21 protein-coding genes and 2 riboswitches are annotated in these 25,326 nt (G+C 26.6%); of the genes, 9 read left to right on the top strand and 12 right to left on the bottom strand.

Annotated features, from left to right (window positions below):
• The first annotated feature begins 1 nt into the window (after position 1).
• The 5 genes from AS160_RS05055 to nagA are packed head-to-tail and all read left to right on the top strand — an operon-like array spanning position 2 to position 5,325.
• The gene (locus tag AS160_RS05055) at positions 2 to 1,198 is read left to right on the top strand and encodes an extracellular solute-binding protein (RefSeq protein WP_165145835.1); all 1,197 of its coding nucleotides are present in this window, start codon (positions 2 to 4) and stop codon (positions 1,196 to 1,198) included.
• A gap of 49 nt (positions 1,199 to 1,247) precedes the next feature.
• Positions 1,248 to 2,123 carry a sugar ABC transporter permease gene (locus AS160_RS05050; protein WP_165145833.1) on the top strand — a complete coding sequence of 292 codons (876 nt, stop codon included), beginning with the start codon at positions 1,248 to 1,250 and terminating at the stop codon, positions 2,121 to 2,123.
• The gene (locus tag AS160_RS05045) at positions 2,123 to 3,331 is read left to right on the top strand and encodes a carbohydrate ABC transporter permease (RefSeq protein ID WP_165145831.1); all 1,209 of its coding nucleotides are present in this window, start codon (positions 2,123 to 2,125) and stop codon (positions 3,329 to 3,331) included. The genes AS160_RS05050 and AS160_RS05045 overlap by 1 nt, the downstream gene beginning before the upstream one ends.
• Positions 3,328 to 4,242: an SIS domain-containing protein gene (locus tag AS160_RS05040; protein WP_165145829.1), complete on the top strand. Its 915-nt coding sequence runs from the start codon at positions 3,328 to 3,330 to the stop codon at positions 4,240 to 4,242. Before AS160_RS05045 ends, AS160_RS05040 begins: the two co-directional genes overlap by 4 nt.
• 3 nt (positions 4,243 to 4,245) lie before the next feature.
• Positions 4,246 to 5,325 (top strand): N-acetylglucosamine-6-phosphate deacetylase, encoded by a 1,080-nt coding sequence (nagA, locus tag AS160_RS05035; RefSeq protein WP_165145827.1) that lies wholly within the window; start codon positions 4,246 to 4,248, stop codon positions 5,323 to 5,325.
• Between the two features lie 5 nt (positions 5,326 to 5,330).
• Here the strand turns inward: nagA and AS160_RS05030 are convergent, their stop codons facing one another.
• The 4 genes from AS160_RS05030 to AS160_RS05015 all read right to left on the bottom strand — a co-directional run bounded on the left by AS160_RS05030 (position 5,331) and on the right by AS160_RS05015 (position 10,821).
• Entirely contained in the window at positions 5,331 to 7,796 is a 2,466-nt protein-coding gene (locus tag AS160_RS05030) for an AAA family ATPase (RefSeq protein WP_165145825.1), read from the bottom strand.
• Between the two features lie 247 nt (positions 7,797 to 8,043).
• A complete protein-coding gene (locus AS160_RS05025) occupies positions 8,044 to 9,297 on the bottom strand; it encodes an adenylosuccinate synthase (RefSeq protein WP_165145822.1) in 1,254 nt (417 codons plus the stop codon).
• 146 nt (positions 9,298 to 9,443) lie between these two features.
• The gene (locus AS160_RS05020) at positions 9,444 to 10,136 is read right to left on the bottom strand and encodes a thioredoxin fold domain-containing protein (RefSeq protein WP_165145819.1); all 693 of its coding nucleotides are present in this window, start codon (positions 10,134 to 10,136) and stop codon (positions 9,444 to 9,446) included.
• A gap of 4 nt (positions 10,137 to 10,140) precedes the next feature.
• Positions 10,141 to 10,821, bottom strand: a complete 681-nt coding sequence (locus tag AS160_RS05015; protein ID WP_165145816.1) for a cytochrome c biogenesis CcdA family protein — start codon at positions 10,819 to 10,821, stop codon at positions 10,141 to 10,143.
• A 70-nt stretch (positions 10,822 to 10,891) separates the two neighbouring features.
• On the opposite strand from AS160_RS05015, the gene AS160_RS05010 reads away from it, so the two are divergent.
• The 4 genes from AS160_RS05010 (at position 10,892) to AS160_RS04995 (ending at position 18,836) form a co-directional block, all read left to right on the top strand.
• Complete coding sequence (locus AS160_RS05010) at positions 10,892 to 13,753, top strand: DEAD/DEAH box helicase (protein WP_165145813.1); 2,862 nt, start codon at positions 10,892 to 10,894, stop codon at positions 13,751 to 13,753.
• Between the two features lie 285 nt (positions 13,754 to 14,038).
• Positions 14,039 to 16,036 (top strand): hypothetical protein, encoded by a 1,998-nt coding sequence (locus AS160_RS05005; protein ID WP_165145810.1) that lies wholly within the window; start codon positions 14,039 to 14,041, stop codon positions 16,034 to 16,036.
• 12 nt (positions 16,037 to 16,048) lie between these two features.
• A complete protein-coding gene (locus tag AS160_RS05000) occupies positions 16,049 to 18,400 on the top strand; it encodes a S8 family serine peptidase (protein ID WP_165145807.1) in 2,352 nt (783 codons plus the stop codon).
• Positions 18,401 to 18,410: 10 nt separating this feature from the next.
• The gene (locus tag AS160_RS04995; protein ID WP_165145804.1) at positions 18,411 to 18,836 is read left to right on the top strand and encodes a protease complex subunit PrcB family protein; all 426 of its coding nucleotides are present in this window, start codon (positions 18,411 to 18,413) and stop codon (positions 18,834 to 18,836) included.
• 31 nt (positions 18,837 to 18,867) lie between these two features.
• Here AS160_RS04995 and AS160_RS04990 read toward each other — a convergent pair whose 3' ends face one another.
• The 8 genes from AS160_RS04990 to AS160_RS04955 form a co-directional block, all read right to left on the bottom strand.
• Complete coding sequence (locus tag AS160_RS04990) at positions 18,868 to 19,995, bottom strand: hypothetical protein (RefSeq protein ID WP_165145801.1); 1,128 nt, start codon at positions 19,993 to 19,995, stop codon at positions 18,868 to 18,870.
• 1 nt (position 19,996) lies between these two features.
• Positions 19,997 to 20,836 (bottom strand): CoA-binding protein, encoded by an 840-nt coding sequence (locus AS160_RS04985; protein WP_165145798.1) that lies wholly within the window; start codon positions 20,834 to 20,836, stop codon positions 19,997 to 19,999.
• The gene (locus tag AS160_RS04980) at positions 20,829 to 21,848 is read right to left on the bottom strand and encodes an ATP-grasp domain-containing protein (RefSeq protein WP_165145795.1); all 1,020 of its coding nucleotides are present in this window, start codon (positions 21,846 to 21,848) and stop codon (positions 20,829 to 20,831) included. The genes AS160_RS04985 and AS160_RS04980 overlap by 8 nt, the downstream gene beginning before the upstream one ends.
• 53 nt (positions 21,849 to 21,901) lie before the next feature.
• Positions 21,902 to 22,066, bottom strand: a riboswitch (cobalamin riboswitch).
• A complete protein-coding gene (locus AS160_RS04975; RefSeq protein ID WP_346774423.1) occupies positions 22,065 to 22,751 on the bottom strand; it encodes an AIR synthase related protein in 687 nt (228 codons plus the stop codon). Its footprint overlaps the riboswitch before it by 2 nt.
• Positions 22,752 to 22,771: 20 nt before the next feature.
• On the bottom strand, positions 22,772 to 23,284 hold the full coding sequence (locus AS160_RS04970; protein WP_165145792.1) for a histidine phosphatase family protein: 513 nt from the start codon (positions 23,282 to 23,284) through the stop codon (positions 22,772 to 22,774).
• Entirely contained in the window at positions 23,281 to 23,994 is a 714-nt protein-coding gene (cobS, locus tag AS160_RS04965; protein WP_165145789.1) for an adenosylcobinamide-GDP ribazoletransferase, read from the bottom strand. The genes AS160_RS04970 and cobS overlap by 4 nt, the downstream gene beginning before the upstream one ends.
• A 4-nt stretch (positions 23,995 to 23,998) precedes the next feature.
• Positions 23,999 to 24,550, bottom strand: coding sequence for a bifunctional adenosylcobinamide kinase/adenosylcobinamide-phosphate guanylyltransferase (cobU, locus tag AS160_RS04960; RefSeq protein ID WP_165145786.1), 552 nt, complete (start codon positions 24,548 to 24,550; stop codon positions 23,999 to 24,001).
• A 49-nt stretch (positions 24,551 to 24,599) separates the two neighbouring features.
• Positions 24,600 to 24,764: riboswitch (cobalamin riboswitch) on the bottom strand.
• Between the two features lie 12 nt (positions 24,765 to 24,776).
• Positions 24,777 to 25,326, bottom strand: a 550-nt coding sequence (locus tag AS160_RS04955; protein ID WP_206528104.1) for a PD-(D/E)XK nuclease domain-containing protein, incomplete at its 5' end; no start/stop codon positions are given.

Genomic DNA, 25,326 nt, shown 5'->3' with positions numbered 1-25,326 from the left:
TATGAAAAAGGCATTATTGGTATTGGTTTTAAGCTTGTTAGTAGTTTTTTCATTTGGAAAAACAAAGATAACTTTTTGGGGATTTATGCTCGATGATGAATCATCAGCAAAAATCTTAAATGATTTTATGAAGGAAAATCCAGATATTGAAGTGGAATATGTACAATTATCTTGGTCAAATGGATTTGATAAGATAGTAACAGCTATTGCTGCAAATAATGCTCCAGATGTTGTTGAATTAGGTAATACCTGGGTAGCTAATTTTGCAAGTCAAAAAACTATAACAAATCTAGATAATTATGCTGACGTTGAGAAATATTTTGGTTGGGATTCTGTAAAATATGATGGTCATATATGGGCTATGCCATGGCTATTAGGAACAAGAGCCTTATTCTTTAATTTAGATTTATTTGAAAAAGCAGGATTAGATCCTAATAATCCACCAGAAACATGGGAAGAATTATATGTAGCTGCTAAAAAAATAAACGAAGTTGGTGATAATATATATGGATTTGGTATGTGTGCTGGAGAAAACTTTAGCCCTTGGCAACAATGGTTTTTGCCTGCTGTTTGGGGAAATGGTGGAGATATAATAGTTGATGATAAATCACAATTATATTCAACAAAGGTTATAGAAACAGCAGAATTTTATAAGGCACTTTCTAAATATTCTTTAAAAACAAAACAAGCAGATTTAGCTAAAGCTTTTGGTGAGGGTAAAATTGGTATGTATGTAAGTGGTGCTTGGGACATAGATGGTATTGAAAAAAATTATCCTAATATAGTATTTGATGTAACATTATTACCAAAACCAAATAAATGGAGTGGAACACATGCTTCATTTGCTGGAGCTGAAGTTTTAGCAATTACTGAACAATCAAAAAATAAAGAAGCTGCTATAAAATTAATTAAATATTTATTAAGATCAGATGTTGCAATGCAAGTTACAAAATTAGTACCTTCTGTATTTCCATCAGTAGTTGGTGCAGATAAAGATCCTTGGTTTGATGATCATCCATTACATAAAACATTTTATGAACAAAATAAGTATGCAAAACCTGCTCCTTCAAATCCACAATGGTTTAAAATACAACAATATTTAACAGAAGCTATAGAAAAGATTATATTAGAAAATGAAGATATAGATTCTACTTTAAGATATTATAATTTAAAAATACAGCAATTATTAAACCATTAAAAAAATGCCTGCGCAGAGCCACCTGCGCAGGTATTAAGGAGTTGAAAAAATGAAAATAACAAGAAAATATAAATTTGAAACTTTTATATTATTATCACCATTTTTAATAATTTTTATGATCTTTGGTGTATTTCCAATAGGATATTCACTTTATATGAGTTTCACTAATTATACCGGATTAAATCCAAATTATGATTTTATTGGAATATCAAATTATATAAAAGCATTTAATGATGAAGTTTTTTTAATTGCTTTAAAAAATACATTTATTTTCGTAATTGGTACAATTCCTTTTACAACTGTATTTTCACTAATAATTGCTGTACTTATTAATAGCAAATTATTGCCATTTAAAGATCTTTTTAAAGCAGGATTTTTTTTGCCTTCGGTTATATCAATGGTTGTAATTTCAACTATATGGATATATTTATATAGTGCTAATGGTTTTTTTAATAATATGATGAGTTTGTTTGGAATGAAATCTTTAGATACTAGTTGGTTAGCTTCAACAAAAACCGCATTACTTTCAATTATGATAATGGATATATGGGCAGCTATAGGATATTATACCATATTATTTTTAGCAGGATTACAAGGAATACCAAATGAATTATATGAAGCGGCTTCAATTGATGGCGCTTCAAAGAAACAAACTTTTTTTTCTATTACATTACCATTATTAAAACCCACATTGTTTTTTATAATCTCATTAAATACTATCCGTTCATTTCAAATTTTTGCAGAAATATTTACTATGACCGGCGGAGGACCTTCTAATGCTACTCAAACTGTTGTTCATTATCTATATCAAACATCTTTTAGACAATTTGATATGGGATATGCATCTGCAATTGCATATATATTAATGGGTATAATAATGATTTTTACAATAATACAAAAAAGACTCCTCAGGAGTGATATATGATGAAAAGAACTTTATTTTTAATATTTATGTTTATAATCCTGGGTATTTCTTTATTTCCATTAATTACTATGTTTTTTACAGCAATTATACCTCAAGGAAATTTAACCAATGTAATTACAGAAAAATATATAAATGATTTTGAGGTTAAATATATAAATTATATAAAAAGAAAGATTAAAACAAATGCAAAGATATCTTTGGTTAAAGATTCACCAACTTCAACACAGAGTTTAAAAATAGATATTTTTAATGATGAAGAAAGTGTTGAATTATTAACAAGCGATATGGATTTACGCGTTGCAAAATATATTTCTTTTTATGTTAAAAATGTAAATAATTTTGTAGTTGAATTCAATGATATTGATGAAAATGTATTTAGATATCCTATTAAATTAAAGGATAATAACTGGCAAAAAGTAAATATAAATTTAAAAACAATAGAAAATATAGATTTAAAACATATTACCAAAATTGGCTTTGTTTTCAGTAAAAATACTAGCGTATATATTGATGATATTAAAATAAAGTATAAATTTCCAACATTAATGAATTTTATTATAGTATGGAAAGAAAATGATTTTGGAAGATATATGTTTAACAGTTTAATTATAGCTTTAGCTGTAGTTTTAGGAAATATTATTTTTTCCACTTCAGTTGCATATGCTTTTGCAAGAAGAGAATTTTTTGGAAAAAATGTATTATTTTTAATAGTATTAGCAACTATGATGATACCTCCACAAATAACTATAATCCCTATATTTATAATTATGAAAAATATTGGATGGATAAATACATATTATTCTCTTATTATCCCATTTTTAGTAACTCCGTTTGGTATCTTTTTATTAAAACAATATATAGAACAATTGCCAATTGAGTTAGAACAAGCTGCATATGTTGATGGGGCTAATACATTTCAAATTCTATATTATATAATTTTCCCATTATCTAAACCGGCAATTGCAGTAATGTCAATAAATACATTTATCACCTCCTGGAACGATTTATTTTATCCATTAGTTATGACAACCTCAAAAGATATGAGAACAGTGCAGGTTGGATTAGCCTTATTTCAAAAATTCAATCAAGTTGAATGGCCAATATTAATGGCAGCATCTTCAATTATTGGAATACCTGTTATAATTGCATTTTTAATTTTTCAAAAACATATTATTTCTGGTATAACTCAAGGAGCTGTGAAAGGATGAATTATACATTAAAAGAAATCAATAGAATACCTAAATTATTAAGTAGAGTAAAGGATTATAATTTTAAATTTGAAAAAAATAAAAAATACACTTTTATTGGTTGTGGTTCTTCATATAACTTAGGTTTAATTGTATCTAAAATAATGAATAAATTTGGTTATAATTCAAATGTAATATCTGGTGGAGAAGTAATAGTTTTTGACGAAGTACCAAAAACAGATATAGCAATATTTATATCAAGAACCGGTGAATCAACAGAAACTGTACAAGCAATTGAAAGATTTAAAAATATTAAAACAATTGGTATAACTTGTACATCTAATTCATCATTAACAAAAAAATGTACAGAAAATTATATATTTGACTTTGCTAATGAAGAAAGTGTAGTTATGACTGGTTCATTTGTTTTTATACTAAATTTTCTTCTTAATGGAATAGAGTTTCATGATTATTCAAATATTACAATACTAAATAATATTAAAAATTTAGTGGATTCTATAGATTTAAAAAATTATAATCATTTTGTATTTTTAGGATTTAATGAGCAATATGGTGTAGCAAAAGAAAGCGCCTTAAAAGTACAAGAAATGGCTATGCAAAATGTAGAATTTCATGAACCTCTAGAATATAGACATGGCCCAAAATCAACTTTAACAGAAAAAAGTTTAATAGTTATCTATTCAAAAGATACATATGAAGAAAGAGTTTTAGCAAATGAATTAAGAAATATGGGTGCAAAAATTATATTGGTTTCAGAAGATGGTGATTTAAAAATAAAATATAATAATGGATTTGATAGTATTTTGAGAATTATATTACCTCAATATATTGGCTTTAAAAAAGCTATTTTAGAAGGATTAGATCCCGATAATCCAAAGAATTTAAGTAAATCTGTTATTTTAAAGAGGTGAAATATGTTAATAGAAAATGTTTTAATAGTAGATCCCATTGATGGTGAATATGTTGGAGATGTTGTTATAGAAGGTAATTTAATAAAATCTATTAAAAAACACGATAAAACATATAATTATATTCTAATGCCAGGTTTTGTTGATACACATACCCATGGATACAAGGGTATAGATTTTATGAATTCAACAAAAGATGATTTAAAAAGATGGGCAGAAGAAAATTTTTCTCATGGTGTGACTAGATTTTATCCAACTACTGTATCAGCATCTATTGAAAAATTAAAAAATATTATTATTAACTTTGAACCTATTTTATCTGCTAAAGGTATTCATTTGGAAGGCCCTTTTATTAATAAAAAGAAAAAAGGTGCTCAAAATGAAGATTATATATACAATCCAAAATTAGAATATTTAAAAGATTTAATATGTGACAAAATAAAAATAATTACTATGGCTCCTGAATTAGAAGGATTTTTTGACACTATTAATTTTTTAAAAGAAAAAAATGTTATTATTTCTTTAGGGCATTCTGATGGGGATTATAATGCATACAAAAAATCTCTAGAATTTGGAATCAACAGGATTACTCATTTTCCTAATGCTATTAAACCATTACATCATAGGGAAATTGGAGGGGTTGGTGCAGGATTATTAAATGATTTTAAATTGGAATTAATTGTTGATAATATACATTTATCTCCAGACTTTGTCAAATTAGTATATAGTATTAAAAATATTGAAGATATTATATTAGTTACTGATTCAATACCAGCTACTCGTTTAGATGATGGAAAATACTCTTTAGGTGGTCTAGAAGTTTTTGTAAAAAACAAAAAAGCCACTTTAAAAGATAGTACTATTGCAGGAAGCACATTGACTTTTGATATTGCAATTAGAAATTTTTATAATTCCACTAATTGTTCATTACAGGAATTAGCTAAAATCTCTTCATATAACGCCTTACAAAATTTAAATATTTTTAATGAAGGTAGAATAAAAGAAAATTATATTGCTAACTTAGTTATATTATCTAAAGACTTAGAAATAATACAGACTATATATGAAGGAAATAGGCAGCTTTGAGCTGCCTATTCTTTTGGTTTTATTTCGCCTTTTCCCACTCTAATTGTTAACTTTTCATTTTCAAAATCAATTATAACTTTGCTCTTTGATGGTATTTCTCCTGCTATAAGTTTATTTGCTAATTCCATTTCAACTTCTCTTTCTATTACTCTTCTTAGTGGTCTTGCACCAAAGATTCTATCGTATCCTTTTTTAGCTAGATATTCTTTTGCATCTTCTGTAATCATTAATTCTAGATCTTTTTCTTTTAATCTTTCTTCTAATCTTCTCATCATAATACCAACAATTTCTTTTACTTGTTCTATAGTCAATGGTTTAAATACAATCACTTCGTCTAATCTGTTTAAAAATTCTGGTCTAAAGTATTTCTTTAAATCTTCCCTAACAATCTTTTCTAAATCTTCTTCTTCGGTTATTCTTTCTTCATCACTAATAAACCCTAACTTGCCTCTATTTTCTAACTTATTTAAAATACTTTCAGAACCTATATTACTTGTCATAATTATTATTGTATTTCTAAAATCTACTGTATTACCTTTTCCATCTGTTAATCTTCCATCGTCTAATACTTGAAGTAATATATTAAATACATCTGGATGAGCTTTTTCTATTTCATCAATTAATATTACTGAGTATGGTTTTCTTCTTACTGCTTCTGTTAATTGACCACCTTGTTCATATCCTACATATCCAGGAGGTGACCCAATTAATCTAGAAACAGCATGTTTTTCCATATACTCAGACATGTCAATCCTAATTAATGCTTCTTCTGTATCGAATAATACTTCAGCTAATGATTTAGCTACTTCCGTTTTACCAACACCTGTAGGACCTAAGAATAAGAATGAACCTATTGGTCTTGTTGGATCTTTTAAACCAGCTCTTGCCTTTCTTATATGTTGTGCTAATTTAATTATAGCTTCTTCTTGTCCAACAACACGTCTATGAATTTCCTTTTCTAAATTCAATAATTTTTCCCTTTCAGCCTCTAACATTTTTTTAGCAGGTATACCTGTCCATTTTTCAATTACTTCAGCTATTCTATCTTCATCAACAATTACATCTTCCTCTTCTTTATCTTTTTCTTGTTCATATTGACTTTTCATTTCTTCAATTTGTTTTTTTAGTTCAAATAATTTCTTTTTCTTTAAAGCAGCTTCTTCATACTCACCTTTTACAGTTAAATCATTTATTTCTTCCTCTAACTCTTTAGCTTCATATTCTAATTTCTTAATATTAGATAATTTAGAACTCTTTTCGAGTCTTGCTTTAGCTGAAGCTTCGTCAATAAGGTCAATAGCCTTATCTGGTAAGAATCTATCTGTTATATATCTATGGGATAATTTTACAGCAGCAATTACAGCATTATCGTCTATTTTTACATTATGATGTTTTTCAAAAGTTTCTTTTAATCCTCTTAATATTTGGATTGCATCTTCTTCACTAGGTTCATCTACTTGAACTGGTTGGAATCTTCTAGCTAATGCCTTGTCCTTTTCTATATATTGCCTATATTCATCTAATGTTGTAGCACCAATTACTCTTAATTCACCACGAGCTAAATCTGGTTTTAACATATTAGCAGCATCCATTGCATTGCCTTCTGCTTTACCAGCTCCTATTATTGTATGTAATTCATCTATGAATAATATTATCTTATCACCTTGTTTTTTTACTTCATCAATTACATTTTTCAATCTTTCTTCAAATTCTCCTCTGAATTTAGCTCCAGCTAATAATCTTCCCATATCTAATTGTAATATTCTTTTTTCTATTAATGCATCAGGTACAGCTCCTGTTATTATCCTTTGAGCTAGTCCTTCCACAATTGCTGTTTTACCTACACCAGGATCTCCTACTAAAACTGGATTATTTTTTGTTTTTCTACTTAATATTTCAATAGTTCTTTGAATTTCTAAATCTCTTCCAATTACTGGCATTAATTTCTTCTCTTCTGCCATTTTTGTTAAATCAATAGTAAATTGATCTAAAACATCTTGAACATTTTCTTCAGACCCTTCTTTAGTTACTTTTATGTTTTTCAATTCTTCATATACTTCATTTGTTGTTAAACCATATTTAGAAAATAATTTTGCAGAATATGAAGTGCCTTCTTGCATAATTGCTAATAATATATGTAATGTTGTAATTAGCTTATGTTTTGTTTTCTTGGCTTCGGATTTTGCTATTTCGAAAATTCTTTCTAATGTTGGTGAAATATATATTCTATTATCTCTTACACCACCAAATGAATATTGGACATTTTCTTCTAGCTCTTTTTCTATATTCTCTTTAATTGCTTCTACATTAATTGTTTCAAATATTCTCTTTACATATTCATCATCACTATCTAATATTGCCAAAGTTATATGTTCAGGAGTTAATACATTTGTACCATATCCACTAGCTATAGTTCTAGCATTTTCAATTATTTCCAGGGCTTTTTCTGTAAAATTTTTTGGATTCATCATTTCCTACACCTCCCAATCTATTTATTTTTTAATTATTATTTTTAGCAGTTGTAATATTTTTTTGCTAAATACACTTTAAAAAAATAAGAAAAAAATATTTTTCGTTATTTTAGACTAATAAAATTCAAAAAAGTTCAAATTGATTTTAGCAATCAAACACCTTAACTGCTAATATGATAACTTTATTTTATTACAATTAATTTAAGTATATGTGATAATTATAAAACACCTCGAAAAAATCGAGGTGTTATATATTAAATATCATATCATTTTTTGTACACATCTCTTCTGTTTTTGGACCATATGATATATGAGATATTTCTATTCCTGTTTTCTCTTCTATATACGCCATGTATTTTAAGAAATTTATATGATTTGTATTTGGCCAACCTTTTAATGTTTCATATACTGGTTTTCCTACAAAAAAATCATATGAAGATGTTGGTATTTCTTTTATTTCTCCATTTACATTATATGCAACACATATTTTTATTTCATCTAATCCATCTAAAACATCTGCTTTTGTTATAACTAATTTAGTTAATCCAGATCTAAGTTTTGCATATCTTAATGCTGGTAAGTCCAACCATCCAACCCTTCTAGGCCTTCCTGTAGTTGCACCAAATTCATTACCTTTTTTTCGTATTATTTCACCAATTTCTTCAAATTCCTCTGTTGGAAATGGCCCTTCTCCTACTCTTGTTGTATATGCCTTTAATACACCTAATACCTCATCTAATTCAAAAGTTGAAAACCCAACTGATGAAACACCATGAGCCATAGTAGCTCCAGATGTAACAAAAGGATATGTTCCAAAATCCAAATCCAACAGCACACCTTGAGCCCCTTCAAATAATACAGATGTATTCCTAAATACATCTGCCATATCAATAGCAGATGTGAATTTAACATTCATTTTTTCTAATTTCTTTTTTTGTTCAATTAAATAATTAAAGATCTTATCAGGATCAAATATAAATTTATCTCCATATATATTTTTCTTCAAATACATTACCTCTTCTAATCTTTCTTTTAATAATTTCTCATCAAAGAGATGATATATTTTAAAACCTTCTCTTGAAACCTTATCTGTATATGCTGGTCCTATTCCTCTTTTTGTTGTTCCTATAGGATTTTTCCTCAATTCTTCTAAAATGCCATCTTCTTCTTTGTGATATGGTAAAACTATAAACGCTTCTAAATCTATATATATTTTAGAAGATACTCCCGGAAAATCATTTTCTAATATCTCTATTTCTTTTATTAACTGTTCTATGTCTATTACCATACCGGCTCCTAAAAAAGCTTTTGAATCACCTTCTGGTATTATTGAAGGTAAGAGATGATTTACATATTTTTTGCCATTGTAATATATTGTATGTCCCGCATTTGCTCCTCCGGAAAATCTGACTATCCATTCATAGTTTTTTGAAAAATAATTAACTACTTTACCTTTACCCTCATCTCCCCACTGCGCTCCTACAATAGCTACTCTTTTCATTTTTTCACCTCCAACAAAGTAAAAAAGCCCCTTTACAGGGCTTTTTCTGTATATTTATTTTCATTATTATTTCTATTCATATACATAACCTTCCTTATTAAATATAACATATGTATTATATCATACTATTTTTTCAAATACAATATTTACTTTTCATAAATTACAATATAATACTTTTCTTCTAAACTTTGGTTTTTCTCTTTTAATACTATATTTGAATATTCATCTAAATTATTATTATATAATTTTGTATTTGGATCATTTTTTAAAAGAAAATGTATTTCTTCCTTGCTTAAATTTAATACCTTTTTATCTATACTTACATCTATATTTTTTTCTTGAAATTCCTGGAATGTAATTTTTTTATCATATTTAAAAAACTTTAAGATTGATAAAAATATATCATTAGGAACATAACCTGGTAATTGAGATAATGCTTCGCCTTTGCTATTAAAAAAGAAGAATGTTGGTGTTCCCCTTACTCCAAATGCACCAAATAACTCTAAATAATTTAATGTTTTACCTAAATATGTTGCTTTTTTGTTCTTATCAGCATATATTTCTGCAAATATAAACTCTGTTTTTAACCATTTTTGAATTTCCTTATCCGTTAAAACTTCACTTTTAAATTTTTTACAATAATAACAACTTTCTGATGAAAACATAACAATAACCTTTTTCCCTGTTATATTACCTATTTTTAATGCATTATCAAAATCATGGATAATAAAACTATTGATACTTGAATTATCTATACTTGAATTACCAATATTTGTATTATCAGTAAATGATATAATAGATATAATCAATAAAACCATTACTAAAAATTTTTTATACATATTTTCACACTCCTTGTAATGTATTAAATAAACCAAAAATTATTAATAATCCCATTGATATTAATAATATACCTCCAAAAAATTTTACGTATCTTTCCCATTTTGAAGTTCCAAATGATATTTTAGAAATTATTTTACTAATTAATCCACTAAAGAATAAAAATGGGATTGATATTCCAAGTGAATAGACAAATAACATTAAACCGCCTAAAAGAGGGCTGCTTGTTGTTGAGGCATATGTTAATACCGCAGCTAAAACAGGACCAGAACAAGGAATCCAGATAAAGGATATTAATACACCTATAATAAACGCACTAAAAAACGATGTATTCTTATAATTATTCAAATTAATTTTTATACCTCTAAATATTCCCTTACCAAAAATATAATATATTCCTAATAAAATAATAATAATTCCTGCTATAATATTAAATATACTTTGATATTTTGAAAGAATACTACCCAAAGTTCCCGCAAATGCTCCTAGTATAGAAAAAAATATACTAAGTCCTAAAAAAAAGGCTATTCCCCTTTTTATAGTCAATACTGTATTGTTTAAATCTGTCATTAATATACCAAAAAAAAGCGGAACTAGCGGTAATACACATGGACTAAAAAAAGATACAATACCCCCAAAAAATGCTCCTAAATATCCTATTGTAGGTTGAATTACTAATGTATCCATATCATCCTCCTATATATAATTTGTATATATAATTATAACAAAAAAAGTCTTATTTTCAAAGAGGTGTATTATGATATTAAATTTCTTAGGTATTTTAAAAAAGATTGATGAAATAAAACAACAAATACAAATAAGTAATTTTGAAAAGATCGAAGATTTTTCTACCTTTAATATTAATAATAATATTATTTTTACTGCTATTGTAAAAGAAAACGGAAATTATTATAGACCTCATTTGACTATTAATTCTGATACTCTTGAAATAAGACATTCTTGCCCTTGCAAAGAAGATAAAGAAATTTGCAAACACACTTCTGCTTTAGTTTTAGAAGTTGAGAGATATATAAAAAACAAAGGAAATATAAGTTTTGATGAATATTTAGGTATTAAAGATTATGGAGATACATATTATTTAATTTATCCCGGAAAAAATTATACAGAAGTAAAATTGGCTAAAAAGATAGGCAATAGAATTATTTTAAGAAAGGATATTGATTATGATGAAATATTAACTTTTTTAAAGACTAAGATTCCAGAAGACGAAAACGCTATAAAAAGATTGATTATAGCTATAAAACCATTGCTATATTTATCTAGTTTTAAAGAGCTTAAAAAAATAAATAGCAAAAAAATATTATTCAATAGAAAAAAGGAAATAATTTGGAATGATGATATTAATTTCAAATTATATATAACCGGAGATAATAATATAGGTAAAATAGAATTATTACCTAAATTAAATAGTAATAATATAGTTTCCACTAAAGATGATTATGCTTATTATGATGGAAATTCATTATCTTTTATTAATTCAAAAACATCGATTAAATTCCCGTATTATAACAATATACAAATGGAATTCAAATATAAAAACAAAGAAGAGCTTGAAGATTATATAAAAAATAATATTATAAAATACGAAAGATATGGTTTTGATATTGAAATTGATGAAAAGTTTGGAATAAAAAAAGATATATTTATTCCAAAATTAAATCTATACATAAATTTTATAGACAATCAATTCTATTTAAAAGGAAAATTCTTATACGGAACAGAGATAGATATATATAGTGATTATAAATATAAAAATGTTGAAGAAGAACAAAGATTATTAAATTCTTTAAAAAAGGTTGGAATTGAATTAGATGAAAAAGGTAAGGCGACTTTAGATATTGAATCATTCTTTGAGTTTATTGATAAAAAAATTGATAAAAATATAATAATTAAAATGAATAAAAATATAAAAAGACAAGAAATTGAAAGCATTCAAATGAAATTAAATTTAAAAAGCAATTGGTTTGATGTAGAGGGTGATATCCTTTTAAAGGATAATAAAAAGTTAGATATTAATATATTAAGAAATAGAAAAGATAATTATATTATTTTAAATGATGATACTATAATTAAAATACCAGAAAAAATATTGGAAAAACTAGAAGATTTGAAAATAAAAAAAGATAAAATAGAAATTGAAAGTTATAATATATATTCCTTTTTGAATAATCCAAATTTAGAAATTGAATCATTAGATGAAAAAACAAGGGCGTTTATTGAAAATATTAAAAATTTTGAGAAAATAAAAGAATATGAAATTCCAGAATTAAAAATTCCTATGAGGGATTATCAGATTCAAGGATATTATTTTCTAAGGTATCTACATGAATTTAATTTTAATGGCATTTTAGCTGATGATATGGGACTTGGTAAAACAGTACAAACAATATCATTAATATTATCGTTAAAAGAAAAAAATAGAAAGTTTTTAATTATTACACCTAGATCTGTAGTATATAATTGGGCATATGAAATTGAAAAATTCACTTCTAATTTAAAATATTATATATATCATAATAATCAAAAAGATATTCCAAATGATGTTGATGTTATTTTAACAACATATGGAACTATTAGAAATTCTATTGATGATTTTAAAGATATATACTATATTATTCTCGACGAAGCTCAATATATTAAAAATCATGAAACTAAATTATATTCAACTATTAAAAAATTAAAAGCACCTCACAAATTAGCATTAACTGGTACTCCTTTAGAAAATTCCTTAGATGATTTATACAATATTTTTAATTTTTTAATGCCTGGATTTCTAGGAAATAGAAAGGAGTTTTTAAGAAAATATAGTTATTCAAATAAAGAAAGTATTAAAAAATTACAGAAAAAAATAAATCCTTTTATTCTAAGAAGAAAAAAGGAAAATGTATTAAAAGAGTTACCTCCTAAAACAGAAGAATATATTTTTAATGAAATGAACCAACATCAGTTAAAAATATATCATCAACTATTAAATGAGTATAAGCAAAAAATAGCAGCATCACAAGGTATAACAAACTTTAGTGTTTTAGAAGGATTACTAAGATTACGACAAGTAGTAAATCATCCTAAATTATTAGGTATTAATATAGAATCATCTAAGTTCAATGAATTTAAAAAATTCATTTTAGAAATATTAGAGGAAGATCATAAGATTGTTGTATTTTCACAATTTGTAAAGATGATAAATATTATAGAAGAATGGTTAAATCGAGAAAAAATAAAATATAACAAAATTATTGGACAAACAAAAAATAGAATAGATATTGTTAATGAATTTAATAAGAATAATGATATTAAAATTCTTCTCATTAGTTTAAAGGCTGGTGGTACTGGATTAAATATTACTGGAGCTGATTATGTAATACATTATGATCCATGGTGGAATCCTGCAGTTGAAAATCAAGCTACAGATAGAGTATATAGAATTGGTCAAACAAAACCTGTTTTTGTGTATAAGTTTATTACAAAAAATTCTATTGAAGAAAAAATTTTAAATTTAAAAAATACTAAAAGAGATTTATATAATTTAGCTATATATACAGAAAAATCATTTTTAAAAAATTTATCTAAAGATGATATATTACAATTATTCGAATAGAGCGTTTAACGCTCTATTTTTTTACCTATTATTAACTTGAATTTTATTACATGTTGTTATATAATTTTACATATAACGAGTTTCAATATTAATTATACTTTTCTGATTGTTAAATAATTCATTATTACATAATACTATTGAATTTTTTCTGAAATTATAATTAAATATATATAATTAAAACATTTATAATTTTTTTAGATTCATCTTTTTGTAACTTGATTTTGATTTATTTTAGTTGTATAATATTACGTTAAATTTACATATCTTTACAAAGGGGGTAGTTGGATGAAGAAACTGGTATTTTTTACTTTGATTTTATTTGTAACCGCTATTTTTCTAAATTCCTGTGTAATGTTGAACAAAGAGCCATCAGTTGTTGAAGATGAGTTCTATCCAATGAATGGTCAAAAGCATTTAAGTGGAACTGTTACTTTAAAATGGAAGGCTATTGATCCTGAGAATAAAGGTTTAAAATTTGATCTTTATTTCGGGGAAAACAAAGATTCATTGGAAAAGGTATTAACAGATACAACAAAAACATCATATGACGTTAATACCGAATATAACAAAAGATATTATTGGAAAGTTGTTGCTAAAGATGACAGCAAATCAATTGAAAGTGATGTATTTGAGTTCTGGACAAAAGGTTTAGAATTAAATATTTTACAATATTTCTCTGGTGGAGTTGTAGAAAATGCTAAGGTTGAATTCTTTAACAACAATGAAATAATAGGAGAATTAATGTCAGATGAAAATGGATATGTAGACTTTAATTATCCTAATATGCCAGAAGTTATTGATATTAAGATAACAAAAGAAGGAAATGCTATTACTAAAATAGAGAATGTTAAACCAGAATTGTTATTCGGAAAACCATTAACAGCATTTAATAGAACAGCTGTTATTAATACTGATTTAAATCAAGAATTAAATGATTTAGTTGTTAATTTTTATACATTAGATGGAACTCCAATATCATCTAATGATAAGATATCAGATGATTTCACTGCAGAAGTTATTGTTAATGAAAATGATAATCATCATTATATAACATATACACCAAAATTTGATTTTAACAGAGTTGAAAGAGGTTTAACTGTTGAATCCACAAAAAGTATATTTACAATTAATATTGATAGTGTTCAAAATGGTTTAAATATACTTCATACTTTAGCATATGATCATAATGAAAATATAGTATATAGATTAGATTATGTAAATATTGAAAGAACATTATCAACATTACCTAGCACACCATATAATGTTGTTCCAGCAAATGTTGAAAATCTAGGATTGCCTAATATCATTTCATTTACAAGAAGAAGAGGAGTTTCATATTATAGCGAAAATAACATCGATAGAGGTTTATATGCAGCTCCTAAAGATAGTAATTTAATAATCGACTTATACTGGATTGATTTTGATTCTATCGATAAATTAAATGCTGCTTTAGTAACTCCTCCTGAATTACCTGATACAACTGAAACTGAAAAACCTGATGGATATAATGTATATAGATCATTTGATGGTATTAATTATGAAAAAATAGGTTATGTTACAAGTTCTTATGTTAAAGAAAGAATGTATTTAAGTGCATTATATCAACTTTTAGGTTACCCAAATAGCTACTTAAAGCCTTTATTCAGCGATTATTCAGCAGAATTAGAAGTAGGTAAGGAAGTTTGGTATGCAGTATCTTCAGTATATGATAATGTTGAAACAGAAAAAACAGTTTTAGGTTCTGTTATTCCATTAGATACTTTCAATATTATTTTAGAAAATCCTACAGATGATTCAACTGGTGTTTCAAGAAATGTTGAATTTAAATGGAAACCTGATAAAACTTTAAGCGGCGAAGGAACAGTTACATATAATTATGGAATTTTTGTATATGACTGGAACCAAGCAGACAACGGATTAATGATTCCTGTTGAAAATGTTGAAAGCACAAACGCTTATGGAGATATAATTTCTGTTGAAAATTCAAATAGCGTATCTATTAAATTTACAGGAAATACTGCAGATCCAGATTATGGTAAAAAATGGTATTTATTCAATCCTTATTCATTAACAAAAGAATTATATCCATATGACAAATTAGAAGCAGGTAAATCATATAACTGGGGTATTAACATTGCTTATGCTGAAACTTTAGATAATGATAGTAGAGCATTATCTATTGCGGCAGATTTCAGGTATAGAGATAAAGCTTGGTTTATTGATAGATTAAGTTCAGGTATGGAACCAGATCTACATGCAGATTTCACAACCGAAACAAAGTAAGGAGGGGATATGATGAAAAAAATTCTTTTTATTCTACTTTCTTTAAGCTTGTTATTAATTAGCTGTACAAATTTTGATGTTAATAATAATATAAATAATGCAATAAAAGTTGAAAAAAATAATTTAATAGAAAAAAAGCTTAATACATTAAATAAATATGATTATTTTGAAAATCAATTAAACGTTGGATACAATGATATTGAATCACTAAATAAATTAGCAAATTATTTAAAAGCTGATATTGTTGTTAATATAGAAAAACTTAAGATTGCAAATTTAAGATTTAATTATTCAGTAGAAGAAGCTCTAAGAAAACTTTTAAACAAATCATTTGAAGGTATAAAATTCATCGAACCTAATTACAAAAGAAAACTAATTGAACCTGTAAAAAAAGAAACCTTTAAAGAAGAATTAGTAAAATCTGTTGCTTCTCCTGAAGATCCAAAAAATCCATTATATGAATTTCAATGGGCTTTAAAGAAATTTGATGCTAAAAAAGTTTGGGAAACCGCTACAGGTACAGGTGTTGTTGTTGCTGTTATGGATGGAGGATCAGATTCAAGTCATCCAGATTTAAATGGACAATACGTTACTGGTGTTGATTTCTATAATAATACTCTTATTCCAGCAAATACATCTGTACCATATGGAGATCATGGAACACATGTTTCTGGTATTATTGCTGCTAAAAAAGATGATAATTACGGTATAGCTGGATTAGCACCAAATGCAAAAATTATGGTTGCTCCAGTATTTGCTCCTAATTTTGTTGGAGATATATATGTGGCATATAATGCAGCGTGGGCTGTTGATAATGGAGCTAAGATATTACAAAACAGTTGGGGTGGTCCTGGATTTTCAGACACATTAAAAGCTGGTTTCGATTATGCTCTTGCTAATAATGTTTTAGTTGTTGTTTCAACTGGTAATACTCATATAGAAGAAAGTTGGGGAAGTCCAAATTCTTTACCTGGTATATTAGGTGTAGGTGCTAGTGATGTAAATGATAATGTTGCAGAATTTTCAACAAGAGGAGATAGCGTATCTGTATTAGCACCTGGTGTTCAAATATTATCAACTATACCTGTTGATAGCAGCGATGTTTCTCCATTGTATGGCCCATTTGCATACTGGAACGGTACTTCTATGGCATCACCATATGTTTCAGCTTTAGCAGCATTATTATGGGAAAAACATCCTAATGCAACAGCATATCAAATTAGAAAATTAATTGAAATGTCTGCTAAAGATGTGGATAAACCAGGATATGACACTAACTCAGGATACGGTGTTATAGATCCAAAAAAAGCATTATCATTGCCATTACCAGAAGAAAAAGGAGCTATGGCTATTGTTTCTGTTAAAGATTCATACGGAAATCCTTTAGCTGGTGTATATGTAACATTATATAGAGAAACAGGACCAAATTACTATGCAAGAACTGATTCATATGGTAATTGTGCTTTCTATCAAATAGACCCTGATACATATGATATTATTGTTGGAGGTCCAGATTTATTAGATTCTATAGTTTTAAGAGCTCAAGAACAATTATCCAAAACTTTAGAAAACGTTGAAATAAAAGATATGTCAGAATTAGATGATGTGCAAGTAATATCTGTAACTTTTGATTCTACATTTGAATTAAGTTTAACTCCACCTACAGCAACAGGAAATTATACATTAAAAATTTTAGATGCTGATACAAACGAAGAATTATTAAGTAAATCATTTAATGAAGCTACAACTGTTTCAAAATCAGACATAGGTACTCCTACATTCTATATTAAAGTTGAAAGCGATAATATGCCTGTTTTACCAGAACCAGTATTTGAAGATAATTTCGAATCAGGTATTTTAAAATGGAATACAGGAACAAATGCTGCTACAATAATTGATGATAATGGAAATAAGATTATTTCATTCCCTGATATTGATGATGATCAAGAAAGTTATATCTCAACAACTGTTACTCTTGATTCAGCAACATATGGTTATAAATTAGTATTTGATTATAAGGTATCTAGTGAAAAAGATTGGGATTTCTTATTCGTATATGTTGACGGAGAAACTGTATTTAAAGCATCTGGTGAAATCGATTGGACTACAAAGGAAATTAGTTTATCTGAAGGTACACATGAAATTAAAATAGCTTATGTAAAAGATGGTGCTGTTTCTGATGGTCAAGATACTGCATGGATAGATAATGTTAAAATATCCAAAATACCAGATGATTACTTAGATTATGCCGTTACTGGTACTGTAACTTTAAATGGAGAAACTATAAATATTTCTCATTCATTATATGATGGAAATATAGTTGATGATGATCCAGTAAATGAATTGCCTTGGAATGTTTTCTAGGTGAATATTTATGGATTTTAAAAGCATTTTATTAATTCTATTTTTAGCAATAATATCCTCTTTTTCATTTTTCATAAGCACAGAACATACTAATGAACCAATAAAATATGAAGCAGTAAAATACGAAATAGTTAAATATAATTTTAAGTCATTTGAACCAAATTTACAGATAATGGAAAAAGAGAATAATTTTTGGATATCTATTTGTTTAGGAGAGAAAAAATCTGGAGGATATGAAGTAAAAGTTAACTCCATAAAAAGAGAAAATGATAAGTTAATTATTGAGATTTCATCAAAACAAAATTCAAAATATGTAACCCAAGAATTTTCTTATCCAAGTTTAACCATTAGTATTCCAAAATTAGATATTAAAGTTGTTGAAGTATATATATATGAAGATAAAATACCTTTAATTATTACAAAAGATATTGAATAATAAACTCCCGAGATTTTCTCGGGAGTCTTTTTTATATAATTAATATCAATATCTTATTAAATATCACCATTCCAAGTAATGCGAATGGGTAGGTAGCTCCATAACCTATTGCAACTTCCTCTGAATCATTTGCATCTATTGCAGCTCCAAGACCTGGCGTACTTGTCATTCCCCCGCATATAGCACCAGATAATATTATCCAATTGATTTTCAATATATATTTACCTATTATTACTCCTAATACTATTGATATTATAGCTATAATAAAAGAGTAAAACATTAGACTAGCAGTTTGTGCATTTAAATTAATATCCCCAGATTTTAAACCTACAGAAGATAAAAACATTAATAACCCTAATTCTTGAATTGTTTTTAATATTTTTTTATTCATTCTAAAATCAAATATCCAAATCTTGCCTAATCTTCCTAAAAATAACGAAGACAATAACACTCCACCAGTAATTCCTAATTTAAAGGATATATAATTAAAATCAAAATTAATATTTCCTATTAATATCCCTATAATTATTATCAATGAATAGGCCAAAAAGTCAAATCCTTCTTCCTTATCCTTTTCAATTTGCATAATTTCTTTTAATTTGCTTTTTTCATCTTCAATATTAACTTTAAATATATACGGAAAAATATACATAGAAAGTATAACTGCTAAAACTCCGGGAATATATCCAAATGTATAACCCGAAATTATTTCTTTTTCAAAATTAGGTGCTGTTTCTAAAGCCGTTGCTAAACCAGGCGAACTTGTTAATGCTCCAGAATATAATCCAACAAATTCATATTTATTACCAAACTTAGAAAATATATATGTAGATATAAACCCTACAAATGTGATAAAAAATGCCATAATTAAAAACTTTAATCCATACTTTTTTATAATTTTATCCAAATCCTTTGATGCTATTAATCCAACTGAGGATATAAATAAAATTAAGGAAAACAAGAAAAATTGTTTAAAATCACTATTTAATTTATTCATTATTTCCATATTACTTGAATATAGGCTGGTAGAATACCAGCCTAATATTAATCCACTAAATAATGATCCAGAACTACCTAATTTAAAGTTTTTAATTTTTATCTTTCCAATTAATATTCCAAAAAATATTGATAAAAATAATAGCAAATATGAATTATTCATATTAACCTCCTAATTCTGGAATTTGGCTTATTACATTTACACCTATTTCTTTTAATTTCTTTTCTTTATATTCTATACTTCCTTCATATCCTTCAATAATTGCTCCAGCATGTCCCATTCTTTTACCTTTTGGTGCTGTTCTACCAGCAAAAAACACTTTTATATCTCCATTATATCCTTTTTCTAAAGCCTTTTCAATACCTTTTATTTCATCATTTCCTCCTACTTCACCAATAACAACAACCTTTTTTATATTTTCTTTCATAATATAATCAAATGCATCTTCTATAGAAGTACCTATAATTGGATCTCCACCTAAACCAATTCCAACTTTTATTCCACTAGAATATAATGATAAATAATTAGAAATTTCATACATTAATGTACCGCTTCTTGAAATAACAGCTATATCTCCTGGTTTAAATGCTCTTTCTGGCATTATACCAATTTTTGATATACCAGGCAAAATTACACCTGGACAATTTGGCCCTATTATTATTACATCATTATCCTTAGATATATTATATATATCTAACATATCTTGTTGAGGTATATGCTCTGTTATAATAATAATTTTTTTTACTCCTGCATTTATCGCTTCAAAAACCGCTTCTTTTGCATATGGAGCAGGAACAAAAACAATTGAAGTATCTACATTATGCTTTTTAACAGCATCGTACATATTATCTAACACTTCAACTCCATTTATATACTTTACACTTTTATTCTTTGAAACACCGCATACTATATTAGTTCCATATTTTAACATCTTTTCAGTATGTAATTTCCCGTATTTTCCTGTTATACCTTGAACACAAACTCTTTCATTTCCATTAATCATTTAAACTCACCACCTTGACTGCATCAGTTATCATACTATACATATCTTCATAATAATTCATATTATTCTCTTTTAATATTTTTTTTGCTATATCTTCATTTGTACCTGTTAATCTTATATACAATTCTATATCTGGGTTATTAGTTTTAAATTCTACTAAAGCCAAAGAAATTTCATCACATTTTGTTATTCCACCAAAAATATTTAATATTATTTTTTTTATTCCATAACTTTTTAATAATTCTAATGCTTGTATAGTTATTCCTTTTTCAGCACCACCACCTAAATCAAGAAAATCTGCTGGATTCCCTCCAGATAATTTTACAGCATCCATAGTTGCCATAACTATACCTGCACCACATCCAATTATCCCGATATCTCCATCTAATTTAACAAAGTGAAATGGATACTCATCTTCAATAAATTCTTTTGCCCATTCTTGTCTAAATATAGCATTATCATCTAAATGTATTACTATATCAAGTGCATATAAATTACCATCAACATCTTCAACTAAAGGGTTTATTTCTAATAACGTTAAATCTTTTTCCCTAAATAATTTCCTTAGATTAGGTAATATTTTTGATATTTTTTGTGGAATCTTGTCATGAAATTCATCAAAATTTGTTTTAATAATACTATCCTTATTATCTTCTATATCAATTCCACCTTTTTCAGAATACAATATACTAATATTCTTTTCTTCTCTGTCTAATATTAAAGAAATATAATATTCTTTTTGTATAGGTATCATTTTTTCTACTAATACTCCATATGGCTTTTCTCCTTTAATCTCCTTTTTCAATAATTCCTTTACCTTTTTCCTAAAATCATCTTCGTCATGTGCAAATAATACTCCTCCAGCCTTCATTCTTCCACCAACTAATACCTGAGATTTTAATACAGCTGGTAAAAACTTAATTTCATAATCTTCCCTAATCAAATATGATTCAGGGACTTTAATACCATAGTCCTTTAGAAAGGATTTGCCAACAAATTCATGAATCTTCATACTACACCTCCTAATATATATAAAAATTTCTCCCATATCGCCCTCGCGAATGGGAATACCTTAGGACTAAAGGTAGGTCTCCCGACTTCTGGATCATTCTACTCCCAACGCCTTCCCAGTTTCCCAGTGGCATTTTGTTGGTTTCGTCCCCAGTTACGGTGGCGGGGCCGTGATGGATTTTCACCATCTTCCCTTGCACCTTTAATCCGGAGGTATTTAATTAAATTTTCCTAAAATGTTTATTGGAATATCTATATTTATATTTTTTAAATTTTCTTCCTTTAAAGTTATTATTGCACATGTTGCTGGTCCAGCACTTTTATATAGATCAATATTATTATTAAATAAATTAAATTCTAAATTCCATATCTTGGATATTTCATTAATCTCATGAAAAATTCCTTTTGAACCCACAGGCACTATTTCATGTAAATAATTACTATTTCTTAAAGTTTTTAATATATCCAATCTAAGAATTTCTTTGCTCTTTAATACCTCTTCTCCTAATTTAGGCAAACCTATTAATACTGCAATGTCATCTTTTTCTGTTTTAAAGTTAATATTTTTTTCTTTAATACCTATAACTGTAATACCTATTCCTGTTTGTATTGTTGGAAAATTCTCTTCTGTACTTCCTGTAATTATTACATCTATATTTATTAAATCAATTGCTCTTCTTATTCCTTTTATAATCTCTTTCCCTGTATTATTCATTTCAACTGATAATGTATTTACAATTGTTATAGGCGTTGCTCCATATGCTATATTTTCACACAATGCTACATGTGCTCCATAATAACCAACAATATCTGGTGAAACTTTTACCACATCCATCTCTTTATTGCCAATAGCACCAGATGAATCACATGATATTATTAGTTCTTTATTTCCTAAATCTACTATTGTTAAATCTCTTACTTTGATTATATTTCCACCTCCGTATATCTATCAAATTTTATATATGAATATTTTTCCATAATATAATTAATTACTCCTCCATGTGTAACTATAATATATCTTTTATTTTTATCTAACTTTGATAAAAATTCATCTATTCTTTTAAAGAATGATGTATAACATTCTCCTTTTGGAAAACAGTATTTCCTATAATCTTCCATCCATAACATATATTCATTATAATATTTTTCTTTTATTTCTTCTATTGTTTTTCCATCAAAAATACCGAAATTTATTTCTTTCATTCTTTCATCAATAATAATTTTATTATTTAATACCTTTGATATTTCTAAAGCTGTGTAATATGCTCTGTACAATGGACTAGAAATTATATAATCAGCATATTTGTTTTTAAATATTTTTTTTAATACATTAATTTGTTTTAATCCATTTTCTGTAATATTATAATTACTCCAACCACTAAATATTCCTCTTATATTCGCTTCTGTTTCAACATGTCTTATTAATATTAACTTCATAATATACCTCTCAATATATATATACTTATTAAATAAAATGTTTGTGATAACTCAATTACTAATCCTATTGTATCCCCTGTCATACCATCTATTTTTTTTATTATTTTTTTAGTTATGAATATAACAAATATATATGATAATATTATTGGTAATAATATATATGGATTAAAAAACATTAATATAGGTGATACTATTAAAAAAGAAATAATAAATTTTTTTATATTTGAATGTGTTATAAATATATAACCCATTCCGTTATTTCTTGCATATGTTGATATAGATGCTGCTAATAATGCTGAACTTCTTCCGATAATTGGCATAATTAAAATATATATATAATTTATGTAATAACTAAAAATTAAATTTGTTAATATTAGCATTATTAAACCTATTACTCCAAACGTTCCTATTCTACTATCTTTCATTATTCTTAATATTTCTTCCTTATTTCTATTGCTAAATACTCCATCAAAGGTATCCGCCACACCATCTAAGTGAAGACCTCCTGTAATCCATATATAAAATATCCAACTTAATAATACATATATTGGTTTATTAACAGGAATATACGAACATATATACATAAAAAAACCTATAATTAATCCAATTAAAGGTAAAAAATACATACCTTTAGAAAAATCTTTTTCATTGTACTCAGTATATATTGGTATTCTGGTAAAAAAATTAAACATTAATATTATGCCTTTCATATTATCATCCCTTCAATTTTAAGGGTATTCCTGATATGGTTATATACACCTCATCAGCCTCTTTAGCTAAATATTGATTTACTCTTCCGGCAATATCTCTAAAAATATTACCAAGTTTATATGATGGTACTATTCCCATACCAACTTCATTTGTAACTATAATAAAATTTTTATTGTATTTTTTCATTATTGCTATAATTTTCTCTACTTCAAAAAATATTTTTTTCTCTATATTTTCTATTGTTTCATAATCTGCATTTTCTATATTTTCTTCTAATAATAGATTGGATACCATCAGTGTCATACATTCAAATAAAATTGAATCGCTGTTTAAAAAATCTATATTAGATTCTAATTTCTCAAATGATTTATACATTTCAATAGTTTTCCATTCTTTTGATCTAGAATTTATATGTTTTTTTATTCTATATTTCATACCATCATCAAATGGTATTGCTGTTGCTATATATACTATTTTATTTCCTATTTTTTTTATATATTCCTGTGCAAATGTGCTTTTCCCACTTCTCGCTCCTCCTGTGACTAAAACTATCATAAATCTCCTCCTTTAAATTAATTTTCATCCCATATCGCCCGCGCGAATGGGATTAAGATAGAATTAAGGTAGGTCTCCCGACTTCTGGATCGCTCTACTCCCAACGCCTTCCCAGTTTCCCAGTGGCATTTTGTTGGTTTCGTCCCCAGTTACGGTGGCGGGGCCGTGATGGATTTTCACCATCTTCCCTTACACCTTAACCCTTATCTATTAACTTTTATAATTATTATTTAATTAACACTTCAACATCTTTCTTATCAAAAGCAATTGCAACTTTTATTATTTTCTCTATACCATAACTTTTTATTTCTTCTTCATATCCTTTTTCTTCTATTTGTTTTATCCCTTTTTCTGCACTGTCTTTTAAATCTTTATCAAAGTCTATACTATACTTTTTGAATTCAAATATTATTCCCGGTTCTGTTTTTTCTTTTGGTATTAATATTACATCTGCTCTTCCATATCCTGTTTCTCTATTGCTTTTTACTATGTATTTTTTACTTAGTCCTACTATCATTCCTAGTATTAATCCATGATAAAATCTTTCTGGTTCTTCTCCGCTTACATCATAATAACTCAATGTTTCTTTTACTATTTTTTTGAATTTTATTCCAAATTCTTTGTATTTCCCTATTATTATATCTTGTATTATACTTTCTAGTTCTATCTTCGTTTCTTTTATTATATCCACCACTGTTTTTTTGAAGTATTGTAATGTTTCTTTGTTTGTTATTTTAAGACTATATCTCGTTTCTCCTTCTTCTCCTGTATGTTTT

The sequence above is a fragment of the Marinitoga sp. 38H-ov genome, assembly GCF_011057715.1.
Lineage (GTDB): Bacteria > Thermotogota > Thermotogae > Petrotogales > Petrotogaceae > Marinitoga.
This window is presented reverse-complemented; position numbering and strand designations above follow the sequence as displayed.

Coding starts and splice junctions, on each gene's coding strand:
- AS160_RS05055 (WP_165145835.1), top strand. CDS start 2: ATGAAAAAGGCATTATTGGTATTGGTTTTAAGCTTGTTAGTAGTTTTT.
- AS160_RS05050 (WP_165145833.1), top strand. CDS start 1,248: ATGAAAATAACAAGAAAATATAAATTTGAAACTTTTATATTATTATCA.
- AS160_RS05045 (WP_165145831.1), top strand. CDS start 2,123: ATGAAAAGAACTTTATTTTTAATATTTATGTTTATAATCCTGGGTATT.
- AS160_RS05040 (WP_165145829.1), top strand. CDS start 3,328: ATGAATTATACATTAAAAGAAATCAATAGAATACCTAAATTATTAAGT.
- nagA (WP_165145827.1), top strand. CDS start 4,246: ATGTTAATAGAAAATGTTTTAATAGTAGATCCCATTGATGGTGAATAT.
- AS160_RS05030 (WP_165145825.1), bottom strand. CDS start 7,796: ATGATGAATCCAAAAAATTTTACAGAAAAAGCCCTGGAAATAATTGAA.
- AS160_RS05025 (WP_165145822.1), bottom strand. CDS start 9,297: ATGAAAAGAGTAGCTATTGTAGGAGCGCAGTGGGGAGATGAGGGTAAA.
- AS160_RS05020 (WP_165145819.1), bottom strand. CDS start 10,136: ATGTATAAAAAATTTTTAGTAATGGTTTTATTGATTATATCTATTATA.
- AS160_RS05015 (WP_165145816.1), bottom strand. CDS start 10,821: ATGGATACATTAGTAATTCAACCTACAATAGGATATTTAGGAGCATTT.
- AS160_RS05010 (WP_165145813.1), top strand. CDS start 10,892: ATGATATTAAATTTCTTAGGTATTTTAAAAAAGATTGATGAAATAAAA.
- AS160_RS05005 (WP_165145810.1), top strand. CDS start 14,039: ATGAAGAAACTGGTATTTTTTACTTTGATTTTATTTGTAACCGCTATT.
- AS160_RS05000 (WP_165145807.1), top strand. CDS start 16,049: ATGAAAAAAATTCTTTTTATTCTACTTTCTTTAAGCTTGTTATTAATT.
- AS160_RS04995 (WP_165145804.1), top strand. CDS start 18,411: ATGGATTTTAAAAGCATTTTATTAATTCTATTTTTAGCAATAATATCC.
- AS160_RS04990 (WP_165145801.1), bottom strand. CDS start 19,995: ATGAATAATTCATATTTGCTATTATTTTTATCAATATTTTTTGGAATA.
- AS160_RS04985 (WP_165145798.1), bottom strand. CDS start 20,836: ATGATTAATGGAAATGAAAGAGTTTGTGTTCAAGGTATAACAGGAAAA.
- AS160_RS04980 (WP_165145795.1), bottom strand. CDS start 21,848: ATGAAGATTCATGAATTTGTTGGCAAATCCTTTCTAAAGGACTATGGT.
- AS160_RS04970 (WP_165145792.1), bottom strand. CDS start 23,284: ATGAAGTTAATATTAATAAGACATGTTGAAACAGAAGCGAATATAAGA.
- cobS (WP_165145789.1), bottom strand. CDS start 23,994: ATGAAAGGCATAATATTAATGTTTAATTTTTTTACCAGAATACCAATA.
- cobU (WP_165145786.1), bottom strand. CDS start 24,550: ATGATAGTTTTAGTCACAGGAGGAGCGAGAAGTGGGAAAAGCACATTT.